General features: G+C 56.0%; 23 protein-coding genes. 7 read left to right on the top strand and 16 right to left on the bottom strand.

The window, feature by feature from the left end; genetic code table 11:
* Positions 1 to 133: 133 nt before the first annotated feature.
* The 5 genes from thrE to otsB are packed head-to-tail and all read left to right on the top strand — an operon-like array spanning position 134 to position 4622.
* A complete protein-coding gene (gene thrE, locus HBA49_RS01475) occupies positions 134 to 1558 on the top strand; it encodes a threonine/serine exporter ThrE (RefSeq protein ID WP_005525292.1) in 1425 nt (474 codons plus the stop codon).
* A 56-nt stretch (positions 1559 to 1614) separates the two neighbouring features.
* Positions 1615 to 1962 carry a hypothetical protein gene (locus HBA49_RS01470; RefSeq protein ID WP_005525119.1) on the top strand — a complete coding sequence of 116 codons (348 nt, stop codon included), beginning with the start codon at positions 1615 to 1617 and terminating at the stop codon, positions 1960 to 1962.
* Positions 1963 to 3348, top strand: a complete 1386-nt coding sequence (locus HBA49_RS01465) for an alpha,alpha-trehalose-phosphate synthase (UDP-forming) (RefSeq protein ID WP_005525436.1) — start codon at positions 1963 to 1965, stop codon at positions 3346 to 3348.
* 4 nt (positions 3349 to 3352) lie between these two features.
* On the top strand, positions 3353 to 3835 hold the full coding sequence (locus tag HBA49_RS01460) for a hypothetical protein (protein ID WP_005524935.1): 483 nt from the start codon (positions 3353 to 3355) through the stop codon (positions 3833 to 3835).
* Between the two features lie 10 nt (positions 3836 to 3845).
* Positions 3846 to 4622: a trehalose-phosphatase gene (gene otsB, locus HBA49_RS01455; RefSeq protein WP_040431724.1), complete on the top strand. Its 777-nt coding sequence runs from the start codon at positions 3846 to 3848 to the stop codon at positions 4620 to 4622.
* Here the strand turns inward: otsB and HBA49_RS01450 are convergent.
* Positions 4569 to 5660, bottom strand: coding sequence for a LacI family DNA-binding transcriptional regulator (locus HBA49_RS01450; protein ID WP_005525178.1), 1092 nt, complete (start codon positions 5658 to 5660; stop codon positions 4569 to 4571). The two genes, otsB and HBA49_RS01450, sit on opposite strands and share 54 nt — an antisense overlap.
* 120 nt (positions 5661 to 5780) lie before the next feature.
* Between HBA49_RS01450 and HBA49_RS01445 the strand changes: the two genes are divergently transcribed.
* Positions 5781 to 6506, top strand: coding sequence for a CE1 family esterase (locus HBA49_RS01445; RefSeq protein WP_225866125.1), 726 nt, complete (start codon positions 5781 to 5783; stop codon positions 6504 to 6506).
* A 19-nt stretch (positions 6507 to 6525) separates the two neighbouring features.
* On the opposite strand, the gene HBA49_RS01440 is transcribed toward HBA49_RS01445, so the two are convergent.
* The 6 genes from HBA49_RS01440 to HBA49_RS01415 all read right to left on the bottom strand — a co-directional run bounded on the left by HBA49_RS01440 (position 6526) and on the right by HBA49_RS01415 (position 11192).
* The gene (locus HBA49_RS01440) at positions 6526 to 6891 is read right to left on the bottom strand and encodes a hypothetical protein (RefSeq protein ID WP_005524828.1); all 366 of its coding nucleotides are present in this window, start codon (positions 6889 to 6891) and stop codon (positions 6526 to 6528) included.
* 8 nt (positions 6892 to 6899) lie between these two features.
* Positions 6900 to 7862 (bottom strand): 23S rRNA (guanosine(2251)-2'-O)-methyltransferase RlmB, encoded by a 963-nt coding sequence (gene rlmB / locus HBA49_RS01435; RefSeq protein ID WP_005522171.1) that lies wholly within the window; start codon positions 7860 to 7862, stop codon positions 6900 to 6902.
* 87 nt (positions 7863 to 7949) lie between these two features.
* Positions 7950 to 9362: a cysteine--tRNA ligase gene (cysS, locus tag HBA49_RS01430; RefSeq protein ID WP_040431722.1), complete on the bottom strand. Its 1413-nt coding sequence runs from the start codon at positions 9360 to 9362 to the stop codon at positions 7950 to 7952.
* 73 nt (positions 9363 to 9435) lie between these two features.
* Positions 9436 to 9918, bottom strand: coding sequence for a 2-C-methyl-D-erythritol 2,4-cyclodiphosphate synthase (gene ispF, locus HBA49_RS01425; RefSeq protein ID WP_005525157.1), 483 nt, complete (start codon positions 9916 to 9918; stop codon positions 9436 to 9438).
* Entirely contained in the window at positions 9915 to 10598 is a 684-nt protein-coding gene (ispD, locus tag HBA49_RS01420) for a 2-C-methyl-D-erythritol 4-phosphate cytidylyltransferase (RefSeq protein ID WP_005525130.1), read from the bottom strand. The genes ispF and ispD overlap by 4 nt, the downstream gene beginning before the upstream one ends.
* Positions 10599 to 10601: 3 nt before the next feature.
* Complete coding sequence (locus HBA49_RS01415) at positions 10602 to 11192, bottom strand: CarD family transcriptional regulator (RefSeq protein ID WP_005525028.1); 591 nt, start codon at positions 11190 to 11192, stop codon at positions 10602 to 10604.
* Between the two features lie 205 nt (positions 11193 to 11397).
* On the opposite strand from HBA49_RS01415, the gene HBA49_RS01410 reads away from it, so the two are divergent.
* Positions 11398 to 12003: a hypothetical protein gene (locus HBA49_RS01410; protein ID WP_040431720.1), complete on the top strand. Its 606-nt coding sequence runs from the start codon at positions 11398 to 11400 to the stop codon at positions 12001 to 12003.
* 267 nt (positions 12004 to 12270) lie between these two features.
* Here the strand turns inward: HBA49_RS01410 and HBA49_RS01405 are convergent, their stop codons facing one another.
* The 9 genes from HBA49_RS01405 to HBA49_RS01365 form a co-directional block, all read right to left on the bottom strand.
* Positions 12271 to 12591, bottom strand: a complete 321-nt coding sequence (locus HBA49_RS01405) for a hypothetical protein (protein ID WP_040431718.1) — start codon at positions 12589 to 12591, stop codon at positions 12271 to 12273.
* 271 nt (positions 12592 to 12862) lie between these two features.
* Positions 12863 to 13438, bottom strand: coding sequence for a hypothetical protein (locus tag HBA49_RS01400; RefSeq protein WP_146743666.1), 576 nt, complete (start codon positions 13436 to 13438; stop codon positions 12863 to 12865).
* A gap of 28 nt (positions 13439 to 13466) precedes the next feature.
* Positions 13467 to 14018, bottom strand: coding sequence for a hypothetical protein (locus HBA49_RS01395; protein WP_005525003.1), 552 nt, complete (start codon positions 14016 to 14018; stop codon positions 13467 to 13469).
* A 244-nt stretch (positions 14019 to 14262) separates the two neighbouring features.
* Positions 14263 to 14811, bottom strand: coding sequence for a hypothetical protein (locus tag HBA49_RS01390; RefSeq protein ID WP_040431714.1), 549 nt, complete (start codon positions 14809 to 14811; stop codon positions 14263 to 14265).
* 4 nt (positions 14812 to 14815) lie between these two features.
* Entirely contained in the window at positions 14816 to 15457 is a 642-nt protein-coding gene (locus HBA49_RS01385) for a hypothetical protein (RefSeq protein ID WP_005525483.1), read from the bottom strand.
* On the bottom strand, positions 15451 to 15660 hold the full coding sequence (locus HBA49_RS01380) for a hypothetical protein (RefSeq protein ID WP_005524836.1): 210 nt from the start codon (positions 15658 to 15660) through the stop codon (positions 15451 to 15453). The genes HBA49_RS01385 and HBA49_RS01380 overlap by 7 nt, the downstream gene beginning before the upstream one ends.
* The gene (locus HBA49_RS01375; protein WP_005525160.1) at positions 15657 to 16070 is read right to left on the bottom strand and encodes a hypothetical protein; all 414 of its coding nucleotides are present in this window, start codon (positions 16068 to 16070) and stop codon (positions 15657 to 15659) included. Before HBA49_RS01375 ends, HBA49_RS01380 begins: the two co-directional genes overlap by 4 nt.
* A gap of 147 nt (positions 16071 to 16217) precedes the next feature.
* Entirely contained in the window at positions 16218 to 16775 is a 558-nt protein-coding gene (locus HBA49_RS01370) for a hypothetical protein (RefSeq protein ID WP_040431712.1), read from the bottom strand.
* 275 nt (positions 16776 to 17050) lie between these two features.
* Positions 17051 to 18361, bottom strand: coding sequence for an amidase domain-containing protein (locus tag HBA49_RS01365; protein ID WP_244248378.1), 1311 nt, complete (start codon positions 18359 to 18361; stop codon positions 17051 to 17053).
* Positions 18362 to 18615: the final 254 nt, after the last annotated feature.

The following is an 18615-nucleotide window of genomic DNA, read 5'->3' as shown; positions in this document are numbered from 1 at the left end:
GTGAATAGTACTAAAACTTTGCCGGTAATCCAATGTGGCGGACAATAAGGCTATGAGGCGCTATCATCGTTCAATCCGTATTCATGCATTACGCTTGAGGTAATGACGATAATGGAATGGTGGTAATCCTGCTGTGAGCTCGGTTTTTACTGTACTGCGCCGTCTGGCTACGGGTGGGGGCCGCATTGCCACGATTGACGCGGCCAAGGCCGCGCCACCCCCATCACCATTAGCCCCGGTGGATTTGACCGATCCCGCCCAGGTTGCCGGTGTCATGGATTTGGCTGCACGGGTTGGTGATATTTTATTGGCTTCTGGCACCTCAAACCGGGATACTGTGGTGCAGGTTCATGCGGTGGCCTCTGCTTATGGTTTGCACTATATGCATGTGGATATCACGCTGAATACCATTACCGTGTTCACCACCATTGGTGTGGAGCGGAAGCTTCCCGTCAGCGTGTTTCGGGTGGTGTCGAATATGCGGACGGATTTTTCGAAGTTGAGCGAGGTGGACCGGCTTATTCGGTCTATTCAGGCGGGCGCCACATCCCCGGATATTGCCACGAAGATTTTGGATGGCCTGTATCGGTCGCCGGCATCCTATGGGTTTAAGACTTCCCTGGTGGGGTGGGGTGGGTTGGCCGCATTGGTGTCGGTCATGATTGGTGGGGGTTGGTTGCCGGCGGTGGTGTCGTTTCTCATTGGGGTGGTCATCATTGGTATGGATGCGGTGTTGCGCCGGCAGAAGCTGCCGCCGTTTTTTCATAATGTGTTTGGTGGGTTTATCGCCACCTTGTTGGCTGCTGTCGCATATTCCTGGTCGCCGGATAATGTGACCCCGTCGCATATTATTGCGGCCGGCATTGTGGTGATGTTGGCGAACCTATCGTTGGTGCAGTCGTTGCAGGATGGTATTACCGGGGCACCGGTGACGGCGAGCGCCCGGTTCTTTGAAACGTTCCTGCTGACCAGCGCGATTGTGGCCGGGGTGGGTGCGGGGATTCAGGCGTCGGGGTGGTTGGGGATTTCCCTACCCCCCTTGGAGCCGCTGCACCAGCCGACCACGACCATGGCCCTGGTGGGGATTATGGCCGGGGCCGCGGCGTCGATAAGCTTCGCTATTGCCTGCTATGCGGAACTGTCGTCGGTGTTTGTTGCGGGGGCCACGGCAGCGGTTGGCACCAGCATGTTTTACGTATCCATGCTGGTGTTGGGCATGTCGCATATCACGTCGGCCGCGATTGCCGCCACCACTATTGGGTTCGGTGGCGGCCTGCTGGCCCGGCGGTTTCTCATTCCGCCGCTGCTCACCGCGGTCGCCGGTATCACCCCCATGCTGCCGGGGCTGGCGTTGTATCGGGGCATGTATGCGGCGCTGAATAATCAGCTGTTGGTGGGGTTCGCCAATATGGCGGTGGCGCTGTCGGTGGCGGCCGCGTTGGCGTCCGGTGTGGTGTTGGGTGAGTGGGCGGCCCGGAAGCTGCGTCGCCCGCCGAAGATCACGTTCTACCGCGCATTTCGTCGACCGCAGTTTGGTTCACATTCGGGGCCGAAATAGCGTAAGATATTGGTTTTGCATAGCTTGGAGTTTCTGATAATGAAGGAGGCGGCCCCTTGCCACCAAAGGTCACTGATACCCGCAGCCCAGCGGAGCCCTTGCACGCCGTTGAGGAGGAAACCGCTGCCGCTGCCCGCAAGGTTGTCGCGTCTTATGCGGAAAACTTTTTCGACGGTGTGACATTGATGTGCATGTTGGGTGTCGAGCCCGCAGGCTTGTCGTATAAGAAGGTTTATGCGGAGTATGCGGATACTATAGCGCCGAAGAAGACCACGAAGCGCAGTAAGAAAACCACGAAAAAGGCTACTAAGAAGGCAACGAAGAAAGCCACCGCCAAGAAAACCACAAAGAAAGCCACGAAGGCCGCGAAGAAGACTACTAAAAAGACCACGAAGAAGGCATAAATGAATGACTTTGTGGTGGTTGCCAACCGGCTGCCCGTCGATTTGCACTATGACGATAATGGTGCGCCGGTGTGGACGCCCAGCCCCGGCGGCCTGGTTGCTGCGCTAACCCCGGTGTTGGCGCAGCATCATGGTTGTTGGATTGGTTGGCCCGGCACCACCACGGAGGCCCCCGAACCGTTCCGCACCGAGTCGGGGATTCTGCTCAACCCGGTGAGTCTTTCCCAGTCGGACTATGAGGAGTTTTACGAGGGGTTCGCTAATGCCACCTTGTGGCCGCTGTATCATGATCTGATTGTGACCCCCAGGTATCACCGCAATTGGTGGGACGCCTACCAACGGGTAAACCAGAAGTTTGCAGAAACCGCGGCCCAGGTTGCCGCCCCCAATGCCACCGTGTGGGTACAGGATTATCAGCTGCAACTCGTGCCCGGCATGCTTCGGGAGTTGCGACCCGATTTGACCATTGGGTTTTTCCTGCATATTCCGTTTCCCGCCCCCGATTTGTTCCGGCAGTTGCCGTGGCGGGAAGAAATCCTCACCGGGGTGTTGGGGGCGGATATGGTTGGATTCCATTTGGCGTCGAACGCCCGGAATTTCCTCCACGTGGTGGCACACTATTCGGAGCATGATGTGTCCGGCACGGTGTCGGTGCGGGACATTACCGCCCACGTGCACACGTCAGACGACCGGCAGGTGGGGATTGGGGCGTTTCCGATTGCCATTGACCCCACGCCGTTTTTGGTGGATATAGATAAGACCGAGGTGCGGGCTGAACTGGGGAATCTCGACCAAATCATTTTGGGTGTGGATCGGCTGGATTACACCAAGGGGATTTTGCAGCGGCTGCAGGCGTTGGAGGAGCTGCACAAGGCGGGTATGATGCCGCCCCGAACGGTGTTTTTGCAGATTGCGACGCCCTCCCGGGAGCGGATTGACCATTACCGGCGAACCCGGAACATGGTTGAGCAGGCGGTGGGGCGGATCAATGGCCGGTTTGGGTCGTTGGGGTCGCAGGTGGTGTTGTACCAGCACCAGTCGTTTGATCGGGAACGGTTGGTGAAGCTCTACGCCACGGCGGATATTATGCTGGTCACGCCGTTTAAGGATGGTATGAACCTGGTGGCGAAGGAGTATGTGGCCTGCCATGGTGATGGTTCCGGTGCGCTGGTGTTGAGCGAGTTCGCGGGGGCGGCTGAGGAATTATCGGAGGCGTTTTTGTGTAATCCGTTTGATGTGGAGTCGATAAAGCAGCAGCTGTTGGCGGCATTGTTGGCGTCGCCCGCGGAGAAGCAGGCGCGGATGCTGCGGATGCATGAGCAGGTAATTAGTCACGATGTGAATGTGTGGGCAACCGCGTTTTTACGCTGCCTTACCTTAGGATAGGAGCATGCGTCGAACCGTTGCTGTTGTGTGTGCCGTGCTGTTATCCGGGTTTGCCCTCCAGGGGTGTGGGGCGAAACAGGAGGAGATTGCGGACACCTCATGGCAGGTGGTTGGGGTGTATACGACCCCGAATTATCCGGCGACGGTGCCGGATGCGGTGGCGGGCGCGGTTGCGGTGAATTTTGGGGCGACGACCATTAGCGGGTTTACCGGATGCGCCCCGTTGCAGGGGACGGTGAGTTTTACGCAGGCGGGCAAGCCGGCAAATTCGGTTGATGGTGATGCGTTGCATGTGGAGAAGGTGTCGTATCGGCAGGTTGATGAGGATCAGTGCACGGGGCATATTCGGTTTGTGCACGATGCGATTGTGCAGTTTTTTGAGCATCATGATTTCGCGGTGTCCCGGCCGACCGGGGGCGAATTATTGCTGACGGTGAGCGGCAGCGAGCTTTACGACGATGCTCCGGCGCTGCGGCTGGTGCATTAGTGTTGACTGTATGAACTTGGATGCTACATTGGCCGCTGTGGCCGCAACACCACGGTTGTTGGTGGTTTCTGATTATGATGGCACGCTTGCCGAATTCAATACTGACGCCTATGCGGTGTCCACAAATCCCACCGCGGAACGGGCCCTCAAGGAGTTGGCGGCGTTGCCGGATACCGAGGTGGCGATCCTGTCCGGCCGGCATACGGAGGGGTTGAAGCAGGTCACCGGGTTTGATGAGACCGACTTGATTTTGGCGGGTTCGCACGGTGCGGAATCGAACATTGGGAAAATTCGGGCGTTGACGGCTGAGCAGCAGGCGGTGCTCGACCAGATCACCACGACATTTGAGGAGTTGGCGGCGCAGGTGGAGGGGGCGTTTGTGGAGTATAAGCCCTACCATCGGGTGTTGCATTTGATTCGGGCGACGGACGAGTCGAAGGCCGCCGAAATATATGAGCGGGCCAGCCATGCTGATATTCCGGGGGCGCATTTGAAGCCGGGCAAGTGGATTGTGGAGGGGGCAGCAATTGACATGACCAAGGGCACGTGGATTACCATAGCCCGGAAACAGTTGGGGGCCACGGCGGTGATTTTTGTGGGGGATGACCGCACCGACGAGGATGGGTTTGCGGTGTTGGGCCCGGGTGATCTGTCGGTGAAGGTGGGGCCTGGGGACACGAAGGCACAGTATCGGGTGCCGGACGTGTCCGGTGCCGGGGAGTTTTTTGCCCAGCTAGCGGCGGCGCGGCGGGCCAATGGTGGTGCCGGGGTGGAAGGCAACGTCTAGGGTGGTTTTGTCATCATAATATTCGCCGTCGATCATGTGCATGAGGGTGTGGCCGGCGTATTCACCCTTGGCCCTATTGGGTTGCACAACGGTTGCGATGCCCCGCATGCGGGCCTCCCTGATGCCGTCGAATCCGGTGATGGAGAGGTCTTTGGGGATGCTCATGCCGTGGTCGTGGGCGTATTGCATGGCGCTGAGCGCCATGGTGTCGGCGGTGCACAGGATTGCGGTGATGTCCGGGTAGTTGGTGAGGAGTTCTTTCGCAGCGGCGTAGGTGGCTTCGGGCGTGTTGGTGTGCCGTTCGATAATGGGGATGGTGTGGGTGGCAATACCGGCGTTGGCAAACACACGGAGGGCCCCCTGCACCCGGGCTTGTTGCACATGATGCTGCGCATCTTCCACCCGTTCGGGGGTGACTAGGCCGTCGTTGTCGGTGATGCACAATCGGAGGCAGAGGATGCCGATGTGGCGGTGGCCGGCGTCGACAAGCGCCTGGGCGGCGGGGGCGATGGCGCCGCCCTCATCAATGCCGACGAATGGGAATCGGTTGTCGTCAATAGGTTGATCGCACACAACCGTGGGGAGGCCCCGGGTGTGGGTTGCTTCTAAATAGGGGTCGTTTTTCGCAACGGAATAGACGACGAAACCGTCGACCACGGCCGAGTTGACCAGCTGTAATGCGGCGGAGGGATTGGTTGCGGTGGGCCCCACGGGGACCAGGGTGAGGGTGGTTTGAAACCCAATGCATGCTTCGGCCAGGCCGGCGAGGAAATCAACCGATGCCATGTCTTCGAATGCATACGCGAGATGTTCGGTAACGAGCACGCCAATGCTGCCGACGCGTTTCATGCGAAGAGAGCGGGCGGCCGGGTCGGGCCCTGGGTAGCCTAGTCGTTCGGCGGTGTCGAGAATGCGGACTCGTAAATCTTCGGAAAGTTGTTCCGGATGGTTGTATGCGTTGGAGACTGTCGTTCGGGACACACCTAGTTCTTCGGCGAGTGAGGCGAGAGAAGTTCTACGTGCGCTGCGTTTTGCCATGCCACACAACTTAGTGGAAAGACGCAAAGATTTCTTATAAATCTGCAGATTGTGGAAAAATTGTTCATTTCAGCAGGGAACGCCCCCCACCAGTGGGGGCAATGCAGATATGCTCTGGGTATGGATATGCGTGTTTTCGGGTCTCGTCGATATGGCTTTGTACCGGGGCCGGCGTCGGGGGGTCACCGTGATGATCTCTTAGTGTGGTTGCATGGATCCACCCAATCGGCGACGGTAACCCGCAGGTTTACCAACCGCCGATTCGAGCATTTAGGCATGTCAGTGGCCTATCCTGAGGGGGTTGCGCGACATTGGAATGATGGGCGGAGGCTTTTGCAGGAAAAAACCCGGGAATTAGGCACAAACGACGTAGAATATCTCACGGAATTCGTACACAGTTTCGAATGCACGGGCCGGGTGTTTGGGGCGGGTTTTTCCAACGGCGGGCACATGATCTACCGGCTGCTCCACGAAGCCCCCGGGCTTTTCGACGCCGCCCTCGTCATCGCCGCAACCCAACCAACACCAGAAAACTTCCTCCCCGCACCCCCAACCACCGACCGGTGGCGGCCCACTCCCCTACTCCTCATCCACGGGGAATCCGACCCCATCGCACCCATAGCGGGCGGCACCGTGCGCGGCGGCACCCAATCGGCGCAGGCCACAGCCGACTATTATCGGCGACTCAACGGGGACGCCGCCCCGGTGCGGCTCGTCACGCTGCCGAACACGGGGCACGTGGTCCCCGGGCCCGGATGCGTCACCTCCGAATTCCTCGGCCCCGCAAACGAGTCGGTGGACGCGGCAAAGCTCTTCAGCCAATTCATCGACGAACTCCCCCGATAGCGGCGTCGACAAGCAAGAATCAGGGGGCCTCGTTGAGGGGACGCAGGGTCTTCGCCACCATGGGGGTCATGAGTTTGACGTAAAACCAGCAGCTGCACGCGGCCGCGAGCGCCGCCCCCACCGGGGCCATGAGGTAGTAGCACAACATGCACCAGGCCGCGAACTCTAACACCTCCTGAACCACCACCCCGGCGCGCCCGGGAATGAGTCGGCCGGCGCTACTGGCCGCGCTGGCGAGCACCGGATACACCAGCAAATACCACACGTGCGACCAGGTGATAATCCACCCGGCGCCCGGGTACAGGTGCACGACCAGCCATAGAATCACCAACGGCACGCCGAAGGACAGGAAGATCACGCCAGTGGCCAGCAGTGGTTTATTCATCGCTGCCTTTACGATTCCGACGGTTTCACGCCGGCGGCGCGGCGCTGCCGGGAGAACTCGCTCAGCACCACCCCGGCGGCCACAGAGGCATTCAGCGACTCCACCCACGACGTGGTGGGCACCGAAACCAGCACGTCGCAGGTTTCCCGAACCAGGCGGGACAGCCCCTTGCCCTCCGAGCCGACCACGATCACGACCGGGCCGGTACCATCGTACGAATCGTAGGTGGTGTCCCCACCCGCGTCCAGGCCCACAACCTGGTAGCCGTTTTGCTGAAACTCCTTGAGGGTCCGGGTGATATTCGTGGCCTTTGCCACCGGCAGCCGGGCCGCGGTACCAGCCGACGTGCGCCACGCAACAGCCGTCACCGACGCGGACCGCCGCTCGGGAATGACCACACCCTGACCACCGAAAGCCGCGGTAGACCGGATCACCGCCCCCAGGTTCCGGGGGTCGGTGATGTTGTCGAGCACCACGATCATCCCCTGCTCCTTGCTGTCGGCAACCGTGCCGATGAGGTCGAACACATCGGCGTACTCGAACGGCGGAATCTGCAACCCCACCCCCTGGTGCAGCCCATTACCAGTCATGCTGTCGAGCTCTATGCGGGGCACCTCAATGAGCGGAATCGACCGGCTGTGGGCCAGCTGCACCGCCTCGGTAAGCCGATCGTCATTGCGGGTGCCCTGCGCAATATACAGGGCGGTGGCCGGCACCCGGGCGTGCAAGCATTCGATCACCGGGTTGCGGCCCACCACCAGCTCGGTGCTGGCGCTTCGGTCGTGCCGCCCCTGGTCGCGCCGCTGGCGCTCCAGCTTGCGCTTATGGGCGGCATGGTACACCCGATCCTCGGCCTTCGGCGTGGGCCCCTTGCCCCGAAGGCCACGGCGACGCGCCCCACCAGATCCCTTCACGGCACCCTTTTTATTGGTTTTACGGATACCGGGACGATTTTTAGAGTTTCCAGACATATGTGATTATTCCTTGATTCAACAATTCGACTAGTTCGGCCGGGCCCAGGCCGCACGCCATGGCGGCGCCGAGGATGGCTTGGTGGCTCAGGGCACCCACGACCAGGTTGGGCCTTCGGGGGTGTCGGTGACAATAATCCCCACCTCCAGCAGGCGGTCACGCACCGCGTCGGCGGTCTCCCAGTCCTTGACCGACCTGGCAATCTCGCGCCGATCCAGCTCCTCCTGGACCAGCGCATCCAACGCCACCATGGGCGCGTCGAACCGCACGGATTCGCCGTCCTGCCACTGGTCGGAAAGCGGATCGAAACCCAACACCTCAGTCATGGCCCGCACCCGGGCGGCCATCCTGCGGGCCTCACCATAATCCCTCATGGCCAGGGCACTATTGCCGGCCCGAACAGTGTTGTGAATTTCGGCGAGTGCCCGCGGCACCCCAATGTCGTCGTTCATGGCCTCGGCGAACGCATCGGTCCACTCCCCCACCGGCACCGGCGGCTGGCCGGGCAGATCATCCACTTTCTCGACAAAACTTTCGATACGCCGGTATCCCTGGGCCGCCTCCTGCAACGCGTCCGGGGAGTACTCCAACACGGAACGATAATGGGCCGACCCCAGGTAGTAGCGCAATTCCACCGGCCGCACCAGCTTCACGATCTCCGGCACCGACAGCACGTTACCCAACGACTTACTCATCTTTTCCCCGGCAATGGTCACCCAGTGGTTGTGCATCCAATAGCGGGCGAACCCGTCGCCGGCGGCATGCGCCTGGGCGATCTCGTTCTCGTGGTGGGGGAATTGCAGGTCGAGGCCACCGCCGTGAATGTCGAACTCGGGGCCCAGATACCAGGTGGACATGGCGGAGCATTCGAGGTGCCAGCCCGGCCGGCCATCACCCCACGGTGTGGGCCACGAGGGCTCCCCCGGTTTCGCCGCCTTCCACAAGGCGAAATCCTGCGGGCTGCGCTTGCCCACATTGTCGGTTTCGCCCTGCTCCATGTCGATAAGGTTATTGCCGGACAGCGACCCATAGTCGGAGCCGTCCGCGGCCGACCAGGCGGCCACATCGAAATAGACGGAGCCCTGGGCGGGGTAGGCGAAACCGGCGTCGATAAGCCGCTGCATGTAGGTAATCATTTGGGTCATGTGTCCGGTAGCGCGAGGCTCCACGGACGGCGGCAGCACGCCCAACATGTCGTAGGCGTGGCTAAAGGCTCGTTCGTAAGTAGACACCCATTCCCACCAGGGGCGATTCGCCTCAGCAGCCTTGGTGAGAATCTTATCGTCGATGTCGGTCACGTTACGGACAAACGCAACATCATAGCCCGACGCCATGAGCCACCTACGCACAATGTCGAAGGCAACCCCGCTGCGCACATGCCCAATATGTGGGTTCGTTTGCGGGGTGGCGCCACACAGATACATGGTGGCGCGCCCTGGGGTTAGCGGGACGAAATCACGAAGACTGCGGGTTCGGGTGTCGAATATGCGTAAAGTCACACGTCCCAGTGTAGTAGATGCTTGCTTTTCGACGCGCCTATCGACGCCGGGTCGGGGCTCGGTCAAGTCTTGGTCAGGAATTGTCGGCCACCCACACCACGGCGGTAGCAATGGCGGCCCGACCCTCACCGCTGCCAGTAAACCCCATGTGATCCGTGGTTGTTGCGGAAACCGACACGGGCGCCCCCACAATGTCGCTGATCTTTTCTTCCGCCTCCTCCCGGCGCGGCCCCAGCTTCGGGGTTTGCCCAATCAATTGGGCAGCCACATTCCCGATTGAAAACCCGTTCGACTCCAGGAGCTCGCGGCACTCCCGTAAGAGTCGCTCCCCGGACACGTTGTCGTATTCTTTGCGACCCACGCCGACGAAGCTGCCCAAATCCCCCAGGTTTGCGGCGGACAGCAGGGCGTCAACCATGGCGTGGGCCACCACATCGCCGTCGCTATGCCCCTCGCACCCGGCAACGTCCGGGAAGTGAAGACACGCGATGTAGCAGGGTTTTCCGGCCTCAATCTGGTGGGCGTCGGCGGCGATACCTACACGGGGAATGATCATAATAATGCGGCAGCTAACGTAAGGTCGATGGGTGTGGTGATCTTCATGGCAAGTGGGTCCCCGGGCACGCAATGCACCGGGATATTGAGGTGTTCGACGAGGCTGGCGTCATCGGTGACGGTAAAACTCGGGTCCCGAAAATATGTTTGATTGGCCTCGCGGAGGGTCCCGAGCCGGAAGGCCTGGGGGGTTTGTACGATCCGCAGGTCGGCGCGCGCCGGGGTGTCGACAACCACGGTGGCGGCGACCCGTTTGATGGTGTCGGCGACCGGCAGCACGGGGATGACCGCCTGAACGTCGCCGGTGACGGCCTGGGTGACTCGGCGGATCATGTCGGGTGGGGTGAGTGCGCGGGCGCTGTCGTGAATGAGCACGACAGCATCGTCGTCGGTGGTGGGGATGGCCTGGATGCCCCGCCACACGGAGTCGACGCGCTCGCCGGCGCCGTGCACTAGCTGCACATCGGGGTAGTCGGCGAGGATGCGGCGGGCGGTTTCTTCCATGGCGGGCATGATGACCACGATGATGTGGTCGACCCCGGCGTCGATCATGGCGCGCACGCTGCGTTCCATGAGGGTCTGGCCGGCTAATTCCACGTAGGCTTTGGGCAGGTCGGCCCCCAGCCTGGCGCCTTGGCCGGCTGCGGCGATGATGGCGATGACCATGGGGTTTGTGGGCATGGGTTAGTCGTCGAAGTTGAGGTCGTCGAGATCGGTATCGTCTTCGTCGATGATTGGCTGTGGGTGTTTGGGTTCGGGGGTGTCGTCGCCACCCTGAAGCCGGTGGCGCACGATGGTGGCGTCGACTTCGGCGAGTAGTTCGTTGGCTTTGGCTTCGTCTTTGATTTCGGCGAGGGCGAGTTCACCCACGAGCACCTGCCGGGCCTTGGCGAGCATGCGTTTCTCTCCGGCGGATAGGCCTTTGCCCTGGTCGCGGCGCCACAGGTCCCGCACCACTTCGGCTACTTTATTGACGTCGCCAGATGCGAGGCGTTCCTGGTTTGCCTTGAATCGGCGGGACCAGTTACCGGCCTCTTCCACATCGGTTTCGCGCAGGAAGCCGAAGACTTTCCGCAGCCCGGCCTCGCCCACGACGTCGCGCACGCCGACTGTCTCGGCGTTCTTCGAGGGTACCCGGACTACAAGATCGGATTGGTGGATTTGCAACACGAGGTATTCCAGGGTTTCACCACCCATTTCCCGCTGTTCGATCGCTTCGATTACGGCCGCACCATGATGGGGATAAACAACAGTGTCGCCCACCTTGAATTCCATAAAATGTTCCTCCCAAAGACAGTTACCGGCCGATTTTAGCATGCCACGGTGGTTTTCTTTGCTTTTCGACGGATCAAATGTGAGATTCCAAACCCAAATCTCCCCCTTTTGGTTCACCCCGTTTGGTTTTATCTGTTGGGTTTTGACTGTGTGCTACCAAGGAAAACAGACTAAGGTGTAAAAAGATTAACGATCCCTACCCCCGATGGAGGATGAACACGTGAAGCCCCTGAAGATTTTTATTGCGGCCACTTCTGCGCTATTGCTGGCTTCTTGCTCTGCTGGCCAAATCACCCAAACATCGGATCAGGTTGCCGCCGTCGATGGTGCTTCAGTGAACTCTAGCGATAATACTATCGCCGTCCGGGATGTCACCATTCACGTGACCAAAGATGGTGAGACTGGAGTGAAGTTCACCGCCATCAACCAGGACAAGAAGCGGGACGCCACCCATAAGTTAGAGAAGATCACGATTGACGGCCAGGAGGTCGCCATTGATGGCACCACCGAGTTTAAGGCCGGTTGCAATCTGGTTGGTGGTATTCCCTCGGAGATGGCAAAGCTGACCGAGCCGGAAGGCGCCTGCGTCACCCATGTGACCACGACCGCGGATAATCCCGGTTTCCCGCTGGGCGGCACGAAGGATGTGGTGTTTGATTTCGATTCCGGCCAGGTGACCGCCCGGGCTGCCGTGGCCGCACCGGTGTTGGAGTCCGGCAAGGTGAATCGGCAGACCGGCGCCGAGGCCCACCATGAAAGTGAGACGAGCACCACTACCACGACGACCACGAGCGCCGCTAATAGTGAGTAGAATACAGAATTACTGATTGCAGATAATATCCCGAGGCTGTCTGGCTTACCTCTAGCCTCGGGATTTTCTTATGCCCGCACCCAATCCACAGTTCATTCGAACAAGTTTTCCCACCCAGTATTTGGGGGCACCGACATTAGGGGCACGATCGGTTCGGGGCTGCTCACTGATAAAAATCTCGCGCCACCCACGACCCCCACCCTCTCGAACGGGGGTTCGTTAGCACGATTGGAGTGTACCTCTTTGAGAGATTGCGTAGTTTCGTTGCTATCGTTTGACCGGACGCTTATAACCCCAACAAGCCAGGAATAACAGCACAATCCCCATGACCACTAGGATAATGGCCCCCATATTTAACACAAACGCATCATCGCCATAATTGAGAAATTCTTTAATAAAATTAGGCATAATGGCTTGTTGATCGCGGTTCAGTTCGACAGCAGAGTGGGGATCTAAATAATTCTCGGCGGTATTGGATGGAGCGGTGGAAATAATCGTGTCTGCGACGGCCAACGCTGGCGCACCAAGCATACTGATGAGCACAGTCAACGCCCCCGTCAGGTACGCCAGCCTTACCCTTTTCATCATGCGTCTCCTATTAGTCAAAGCTCAAATATAAATTAACTATAATATAAGAGTTGGCTAGAAGAAAAGCCTTCGAAGCTTAAAAATAATTAAAATACCGTTACAGTTAGGTAAACTTCTACCTTTGGTAAACCTATCGTTATGCTTGGGAAATGGCTTTAATTAACCAATAATGCAGCTGAAGGCAATTTTATACATGATTCCCATAACAACCATCAAGGTTAAATTTTTACTAAGTACAAATGGGGGTAGTTTAAGGATTTTATCATGAGGATCAGGCGCATGGTGGCGGGCTTTTCGGCTCGCCAACATACACCGGGCTGGCATCGACCGGCAATGGGTGCTTCAAGACGTCGTAATACACGTCGTCCACGACCACGTATTCGCCGCGGATCGTGCTGGGCGCCAGAGTAATCGCATAGAAATTCAAGGCGCTGCCATAGGGGTCGGCGTCGGCAGGGCTGTAGCATTTGGTGACGGTAGTTTGGGTGAGCGCCTCGACCGTCCCGTCGTCGCGTGCGGTCACCCGAAAAATATTCATGGTGGTCACCGGCTGGAGATGCGCATAGGGGCCGTGCCGCTCCATGTTGGTGCGTTCGTGCGTGGTCAACGACGCCCGATCCGGCGGCATGCCGGGCAGCGACTTGCTGGAGTTGGGGCAATGCTCTAGGGTGCAGTGTTCATCCGTCCATTCGGCGTCTAAGATCGCCTCATACTTTTCGACGGCAGCCCCTACCGCACGGATGCGTTGGCGCTCTTCCTCGGAATAGAACGGCACCGCGTGAAGCACATAGGCCACGGCACTGACCAACCACAGGAGAAAACCAATGGCGACAAATTTCTTATTCACCACAGTAGTATTCTTGTGCGCAATCATCTTATCGGGAGCCTACGGAACAGGGCGGGTCGGCTTTGCGGTTGCCTCTGTACAGGGTTGGGGCGTGCGGCGGCAGCGGATCTTCTGTATCCCCGATGCGCTTATCCTCTATAACAACATATTCGCCTTTGATGGTACTGGGAGCTAAAGTAATTAGAAGAAGATCCGTAGCACTACCGTAAGGTCTAGCATCTTCAGGAAAATAGCATTTAGTGGTTGTCACGTACGCCATAGCTTCCACCGTTCCATCATTTTTCTTTGTTACTTGTTTGATGGCGAATTCGGTGGTTGTCGCAGGACCTTTTACTTCCATATTGAACCGCTCATTGCTCGTGAATAGTGCCCTATCCTCCGGCATCCCAGGAAGTGACTTACTAGAATTCGGACAATGCTCCAGGGTGCACTGCGGATCCGTCGACTCAGCATCAAGCACATCTACATATTTTTGTATCGCAACGCCCGCTACCTGCGCACGCCGATAATAACTACCAAGCCAATACGCACTTGTAAACCATAAAGACAGTACTAAAACGATAATGATATTTTTCTTCATGCGACTATGCTCATAACGATAGTAGCTTATCCGGTCACTTGGAAAATATAATCTGACTCACCAGCACATAACCACCTCTTGAAGAATAAGAGAAGCCTATTCAGCCGCTGCGAAAATCTATTCACACCAACAGGTAGAAAATCCGATAAGGACACGCTAGATAACATGCATTGCACAATTTACCATCTAACGTATAGCTTCTTCCCATAAATGCACCTGGGTAATCTTCTAGCCAAACGAACCTCTAAGAGCAGGATGGATGCCCTTTATCTTTACTCCTGTAAAGCGTCCTGGCGTATGGCACCGGATTTTCTGTATCCCCAAGACGCTTGTCCTCTATAACAACATATTCACCCTTGATAGTACTGGGAGCTAAAGTAATTCGGAAGAGATCCGTAGCACTACCGTAAGGCCTAGCAGACCCAGGATAATAGCATTTAGTGGTTGTAGCATATGCAATAGCTTCCACCATTCCGTTATCTTTCTTTGTCACATGTTTAACGGCAAACTCGGTAGCTGTAGCAGGACCTGTTGGTGAATATTTCATTTCCACATTGAACCGCTCATTGCTAGTGAATAGTGCCCTATCCTCCGGCATCCCAGGAAGTGACTTACTAGAATTCGGACAATGCTCCAGGGTGCACTGCGGATCCGTCGACTCAGCATCAAGCACATCCACATATTTTTGTATCGCAACGCCTGCTACCTGGGCCAGCCGGTAATAGCTAGCAAGCCAATACGCACTCATAAACCATAAAGACAGTACCAAAACAATAATGATGTTTTTCTTCATACGATCACGTGCTAGCACATTCGGGTTTCTTTACTGTGTTATGGTACAAGGAATGAAACCCCTCGGGTAACCGCTCCCGAACCGGATCGATGCTGGAATCCTGCAATACCACATAGCCTTCCTGACTAAGAGTAAGGATCATCCGATAATAATCGGAACTACTGCTGTAAGGATCCTTACTACCCGGATACAGGCATTTAACAGTAGTAATCTCTGCAATGGCAACCATCATCCCATCGGGTTGCTGCGCAACACTGTACAACCGCACCCTGCTCACCGGTCCGCGATCCATGGCTCGCCTACCCCGATGGCCTTCGAGGTTAGCACGCTCTTGCGTTGTGAATAATGCTCGATCCTCCGGCACCCCGGGAATTGATTTACTCGATCGTGGGCAATCATCCACCCAGCAATCATGATCCATATATTCCGCGTCGAGAACTGACACGTATTTTCCTATTGCTTCACCAACCGCCCGATCCACTTCCGGGCCAGCAGAATACTGGTTTTGGAACACCATTTTATCCGTGGGAACCACTTCGTCCTCGTAGAAATAGCAGCTCACGGCCACTGCCACCAGGACCAGGAATAGTGGTCCGAACACCACCCACCTGTCCCCGTGACGCTTCTTCACAGAGGCTGCTAGCATCGTGCTTCCTTGCCTTTCCCCACATAGAGTGGCTGGAAGGATTCGGGGTATTCTTGTGACTCGTGCCGGTCTAAAATCACGTCTTCGACCACTACATATTCGTACTGGTTCAAGGTACTGGGCGTAAGAATCATCCGGTGAGGATCGGTCACAATCATGTATGGGTTTTTGGTTTCTGGATAGGCGCATTTGGTAATTGTCACATCGACGATGGCTTCCACTGTCTTGTCGGGCCGCTGTGCCACACTGTAGATGCGAATGGTACTAGCAGGCTCGGCACCCGGCCACCATCCCAAGAGGAATCGTTCCGCTTCGGTAAACAGCGCCCGATCTGCCGGCACCCCGGGATTGATTTGCTGGAGGTTTCGCAGTGCTGCAAGGTGCAATCCAGGTTTTGGGATTCCGCATCAATGACCGACTCATAGTTCTCTATTGTCGCACCAACCAGCTGATTAATGGCCGAACCAGCGGAATACTGTTCGGAATAGGCCGGGTGCAATATCCTATACTGTTGCCGCTCGGAAATGACATAGCCGACCACGAGCACCACCGTGAGGAACGCCATTATCCCAACGACCACAAGCTTGTCCCAATGCGCCAATACTTTCATCATCTAGCACCACACCCGCGACCATCTAGCAAATGATGGTAGATCGGCTTCCCAATAGAATTTTTAAAGAAAACATATCACACCAGCAGGAAGCCTTATTTTATCATTCTCATGGCTTTCTAGAAAGCAGATTCATTGTTTTACGCCCCCTTATGAAGCTTTTGACTTCCAAGAACAGGATGGTTCCCCTTTATTTTTACCCTTGTAAAGGGTCCTAGCGTATGGCACCGGATTTTCTGTATCCCCAAGACGCTTGTCCTCTATAACAACATACTCACCCTTGATGGTACTGGGGGCTAAAGTAATTCGAAAGAGATCCGAAATGCTACCGATGTCTCCAGGAAAATAACATTTAGTGGTTGTCCCATACACAATAGCTTCCACCATTCCGTTATCTTTCTTTGTCACATGTTTAACGGCAAACTCGGTAGCTGTAGCAGGACCTGTTGGTGAATCTTTCATTTCCACATTAAATTGCTCATTGCTCGTAAACAGTGCCCTATCCTCCGGCATCCCAGGAAGTGACTTACTAGAATTCGGACAATGCTCCAGGGTGCACTGCGGATCCGTCGACTCAGCATCAAGCACATCTACATATTTTTGTATCGCAACGCCCGCTACCTGCGCACGCCGATAATAACTACCAAGCCAATACGCACTTGTAAACCATAAAGACAGTACCAAAGCAATAATAAGTTTTTTCTTCATGCGACTATGTCCATAATGTATGGAAACTTATCCAGTTACCTGGGAAGTATAGTCCAGCCTTCCCAATATGCAGCCTCTCTTTAAGAACTAATAAACCAAGGTAGATGCCATTTTCAACTAAACTTATTCGGGCATACGCACAAGGAACTTATTACACTAGTAGATGGCGAACTACTATTCCTAATAGATAGGATAGTTTATTATTTATCGGTGTGTTCTTTTCCTAGCGATACGCCCGAATAAGCTTGATCAAAGCAATACTAAATGATTATTCGCTACTGAGGACGAGAAGTTAGCGCATACCATTTAATCTTATCAAGTTTTTTACCATGGGTGCGGGCAATCTCAACAGATTCATAAAGCGGAATATTATGCCGATTTTTTGTTTTCTGCGAGATCGCTGGAGTCGCGAAAGAAGTAAATGGGGTGCCTTTCTTTTCCCTCTTAAGAGGAACCATCCCTGTCACAATCATCGTATGATCCAATTCTCCATCAGCCTTGCCATCAGGATCCCAATCCACAAAAATCAAGTCTGAAGACTGAGCTTGTTCTCCTTGCGGCAAATCATAATAGCTGCTATGCTTCTTTGCATAACCATACAAATTCTGGGCAGCAGACCACGTGTGAGTGGCTTTTTGGACCAGGGGAATGGCATTTGGGGACCACGCATCGGGGTCACGAACCCGGTCTGTCAACCCAATCTTTTTACTATCCCTCGGTTTCCACCCACCCGCAAGCAATACCTGGGAAGCAAAATTCGTACAGTTCACATCAAACCTAGGAAACTGTTCCTCCATAACATCTACGTCTGGATTGGGGTTAACTGCCGGGCTGGTCCAATGCAGCGCATACCCAATCATCTTCTTCACATCAGGCCTTGAGTGTTTTTCTTCATTAGCCACAGTCTGCATGCCCACCGACTCCTGCTCTTTATGCGCAGGCAATAATGAAAACTCTGCACCAGCGGTATCAGCCACCGGACGATTCTCACCATTTGACTCACGCCCAAGGATACGATCAAGCGGAACTTCATTGAACTCTACATCTGTAGGACGTTCTCCAGGCGTATCATTCGCAGGTATTGGATCAATCGTATCCTCAACCACAGCAAACAAATTCTCCGGATTCGGGGACAACGTCAACGTATGGCTATCAACCATATAACTAGGTTCACCATCTCCATCTCCGTAGGTCTTTGTCGTACCCACAGCTACGGAAACTGTTACCTTCCCATCAGCATTCATCTTGGCATCTGTCACCTTGATCGTGCTCTTCGCAGTCTTGATCGGCAAACCAAAATCTTTCATAGCATCCCGCACCTGCAATAAAGCAGATTCCGCCTGAGTGAATTTCGGGTTTTCGCCGGAATCCTTCCTCTCATCCCGGTTATCCTTCGATGAACCCCCAAAACTCGACCCCCGCTGAGACTTCTTATCCCCCGACGATGCAAACACCGAACTACTAGCATTCACACAACTCGACAACGAACAATTCGAATCCGTCCAATGCGAATCCAACAAATCCTGATACGCAGTAACCACCTTCGTCACCACATCAAGATCCACCTCAGCACCAGCAGCAGACACCACCGGAGCAGACCCCAGCGCGAGACCAGCCGCCAGAATCAGCGTCCCCCCCCCCACGCCACAAACGAAGTTTCGCCTTCATGACTTACTCCCAAAAATAGAACTTACCTTGGATGTGCAATGCTGAGAACATCAACACATCTGCGACCCTACGACACGCACCGTCACACCGTCCACCCCTCAACAACAGCACGGGGGTACGAATCGAACACCTAAGCGACATGCACCAACCAGCAATTTTAAGGAAAACATAT

The organism is Corynebacterium matruchotii, from assembly GCF_011612265.2.
Lineage (GTDB): Bacteria > Actinomycetota > Actinomycetes > Mycobacteriales > Mycobacteriaceae > Corynebacterium > Corynebacterium matruchotii.
The sequence above is the reverse complement of the archived record's forward strand: the minus strand, read 5'-3'. Positions and strand labels throughout refer to the sequence as shown.

Bases quoted from the DNA above. Each gene is read 5' to 3' on its own strand.
- HBA49_RS01465 (WP_005525436.1), top strand. From the start codon at position 1,963: ATGAATGACTTTGTGGTGGTTGCCAACCGGCTGCCCGTCGATTTGCAC.
- HBA49_RS01460 (WP_005524935.1), top strand. From the start codon at position 3,353: ATGCGTCGAACCGTTGCTGTTGTGTGTGCCGTGCTGTTATCCGGGTTT.
- otsB (WP_040431724.1), top strand. From the start codon at position 3,846: ATGAACTTGGATGCTACATTGGCCGCTGTGGCCGCAACACCACGGTTG.
- HBA49_RS01450 (WP_005525178.1), bottom strand. From the start codon at position 5,660: ATGGCAAAACGCAGCGCACGTAGAACTTCTCTCGCCTCACTCGCCGAA.
- HBA49_RS01445 (WP_225866125.1), top strand. From the start codon at position 5,781: ATGGATATGCGTGTTTTCGGGTCTCGTCGATATGGCTTTGTACCGGGG.
- HBA49_RS01440 (WP_005524828.1), bottom strand. From the start codon at position 6,891: ATGAATAAACCACTGCTGGCCACTGGCGTGATCTTCCTGTCCTTCGGC.
- rlmB (WP_005522171.1), bottom strand. From the start codon at position 7,862: ATGTCTGGAAACTCTAAAAATCGTCCCGGTATCCGTAAAACCAATAAA.
- ispF (WP_005525157.1), bottom strand. From the start codon at position 9,918: ATGATCATTCCCCGTGTAGGTATCGCCGCCGACGCCCACCAGATTGAG.
- ispD (WP_005525130.1), bottom strand. From the start codon at position 10,598: ATGCCCACAAACCCCATGGTCATCGCCATCATCGCCGCAGCCGGCCAA.
- HBA49_RS01415 (WP_005525028.1), bottom strand. From the start codon at position 11,192: ATGGAATTCAAGGTGGGCGACACTGTTGTTTATCCCCATCATGGTGCG.
- HBA49_RS01410 (WP_040431720.1), top strand. From the start codon at position 11,398: ATGGAGGATGAACACGTGAAGCCCCTGAAGATTTTTATTGCGGCCACT.
- HBA49_RS01405 (WP_040431718.1), bottom strand. From the start codon at position 12,591: ATGATGAAAAGGGTAAGGCTGGCGTACCTGACGGGGGCGTTGACTGTG.
- HBA49_RS01395 (WP_005525003.1), bottom strand. From the start codon at position 14,018: ATGAAGAAAAATATCATTATCGTTTTAGTACTGTCTTTATGGTTTACA.
- HBA49_RS01390 (WP_040431714.1), bottom strand. From the start codon at position 14,811: ATGAAGAAAAACATCATTATTGTTTTGGTACTGTCTTTATGGTTTATG.
- HBA49_RS01385 (WP_005525483.1), bottom strand. From the start codon at position 15,457: ATGCTAGCAGCCTCTGTGAAGAAGCGTCACGGGGACAGGTGGGTGGTG.
- HBA49_RS01375 (WP_005525160.1), bottom strand. From the start codon at position 16,070: ATGATGAAAGTATTGGCGCATTGGGACAAGCTTGTGGTCGTTGGGATA.
- HBA49_RS01370 (WP_040431712.1), bottom strand. From the start codon at position 16,775: ATGAAGAAAAAACTTATTATTGCTTTGGTACTGTCTTTATGGTTTACA.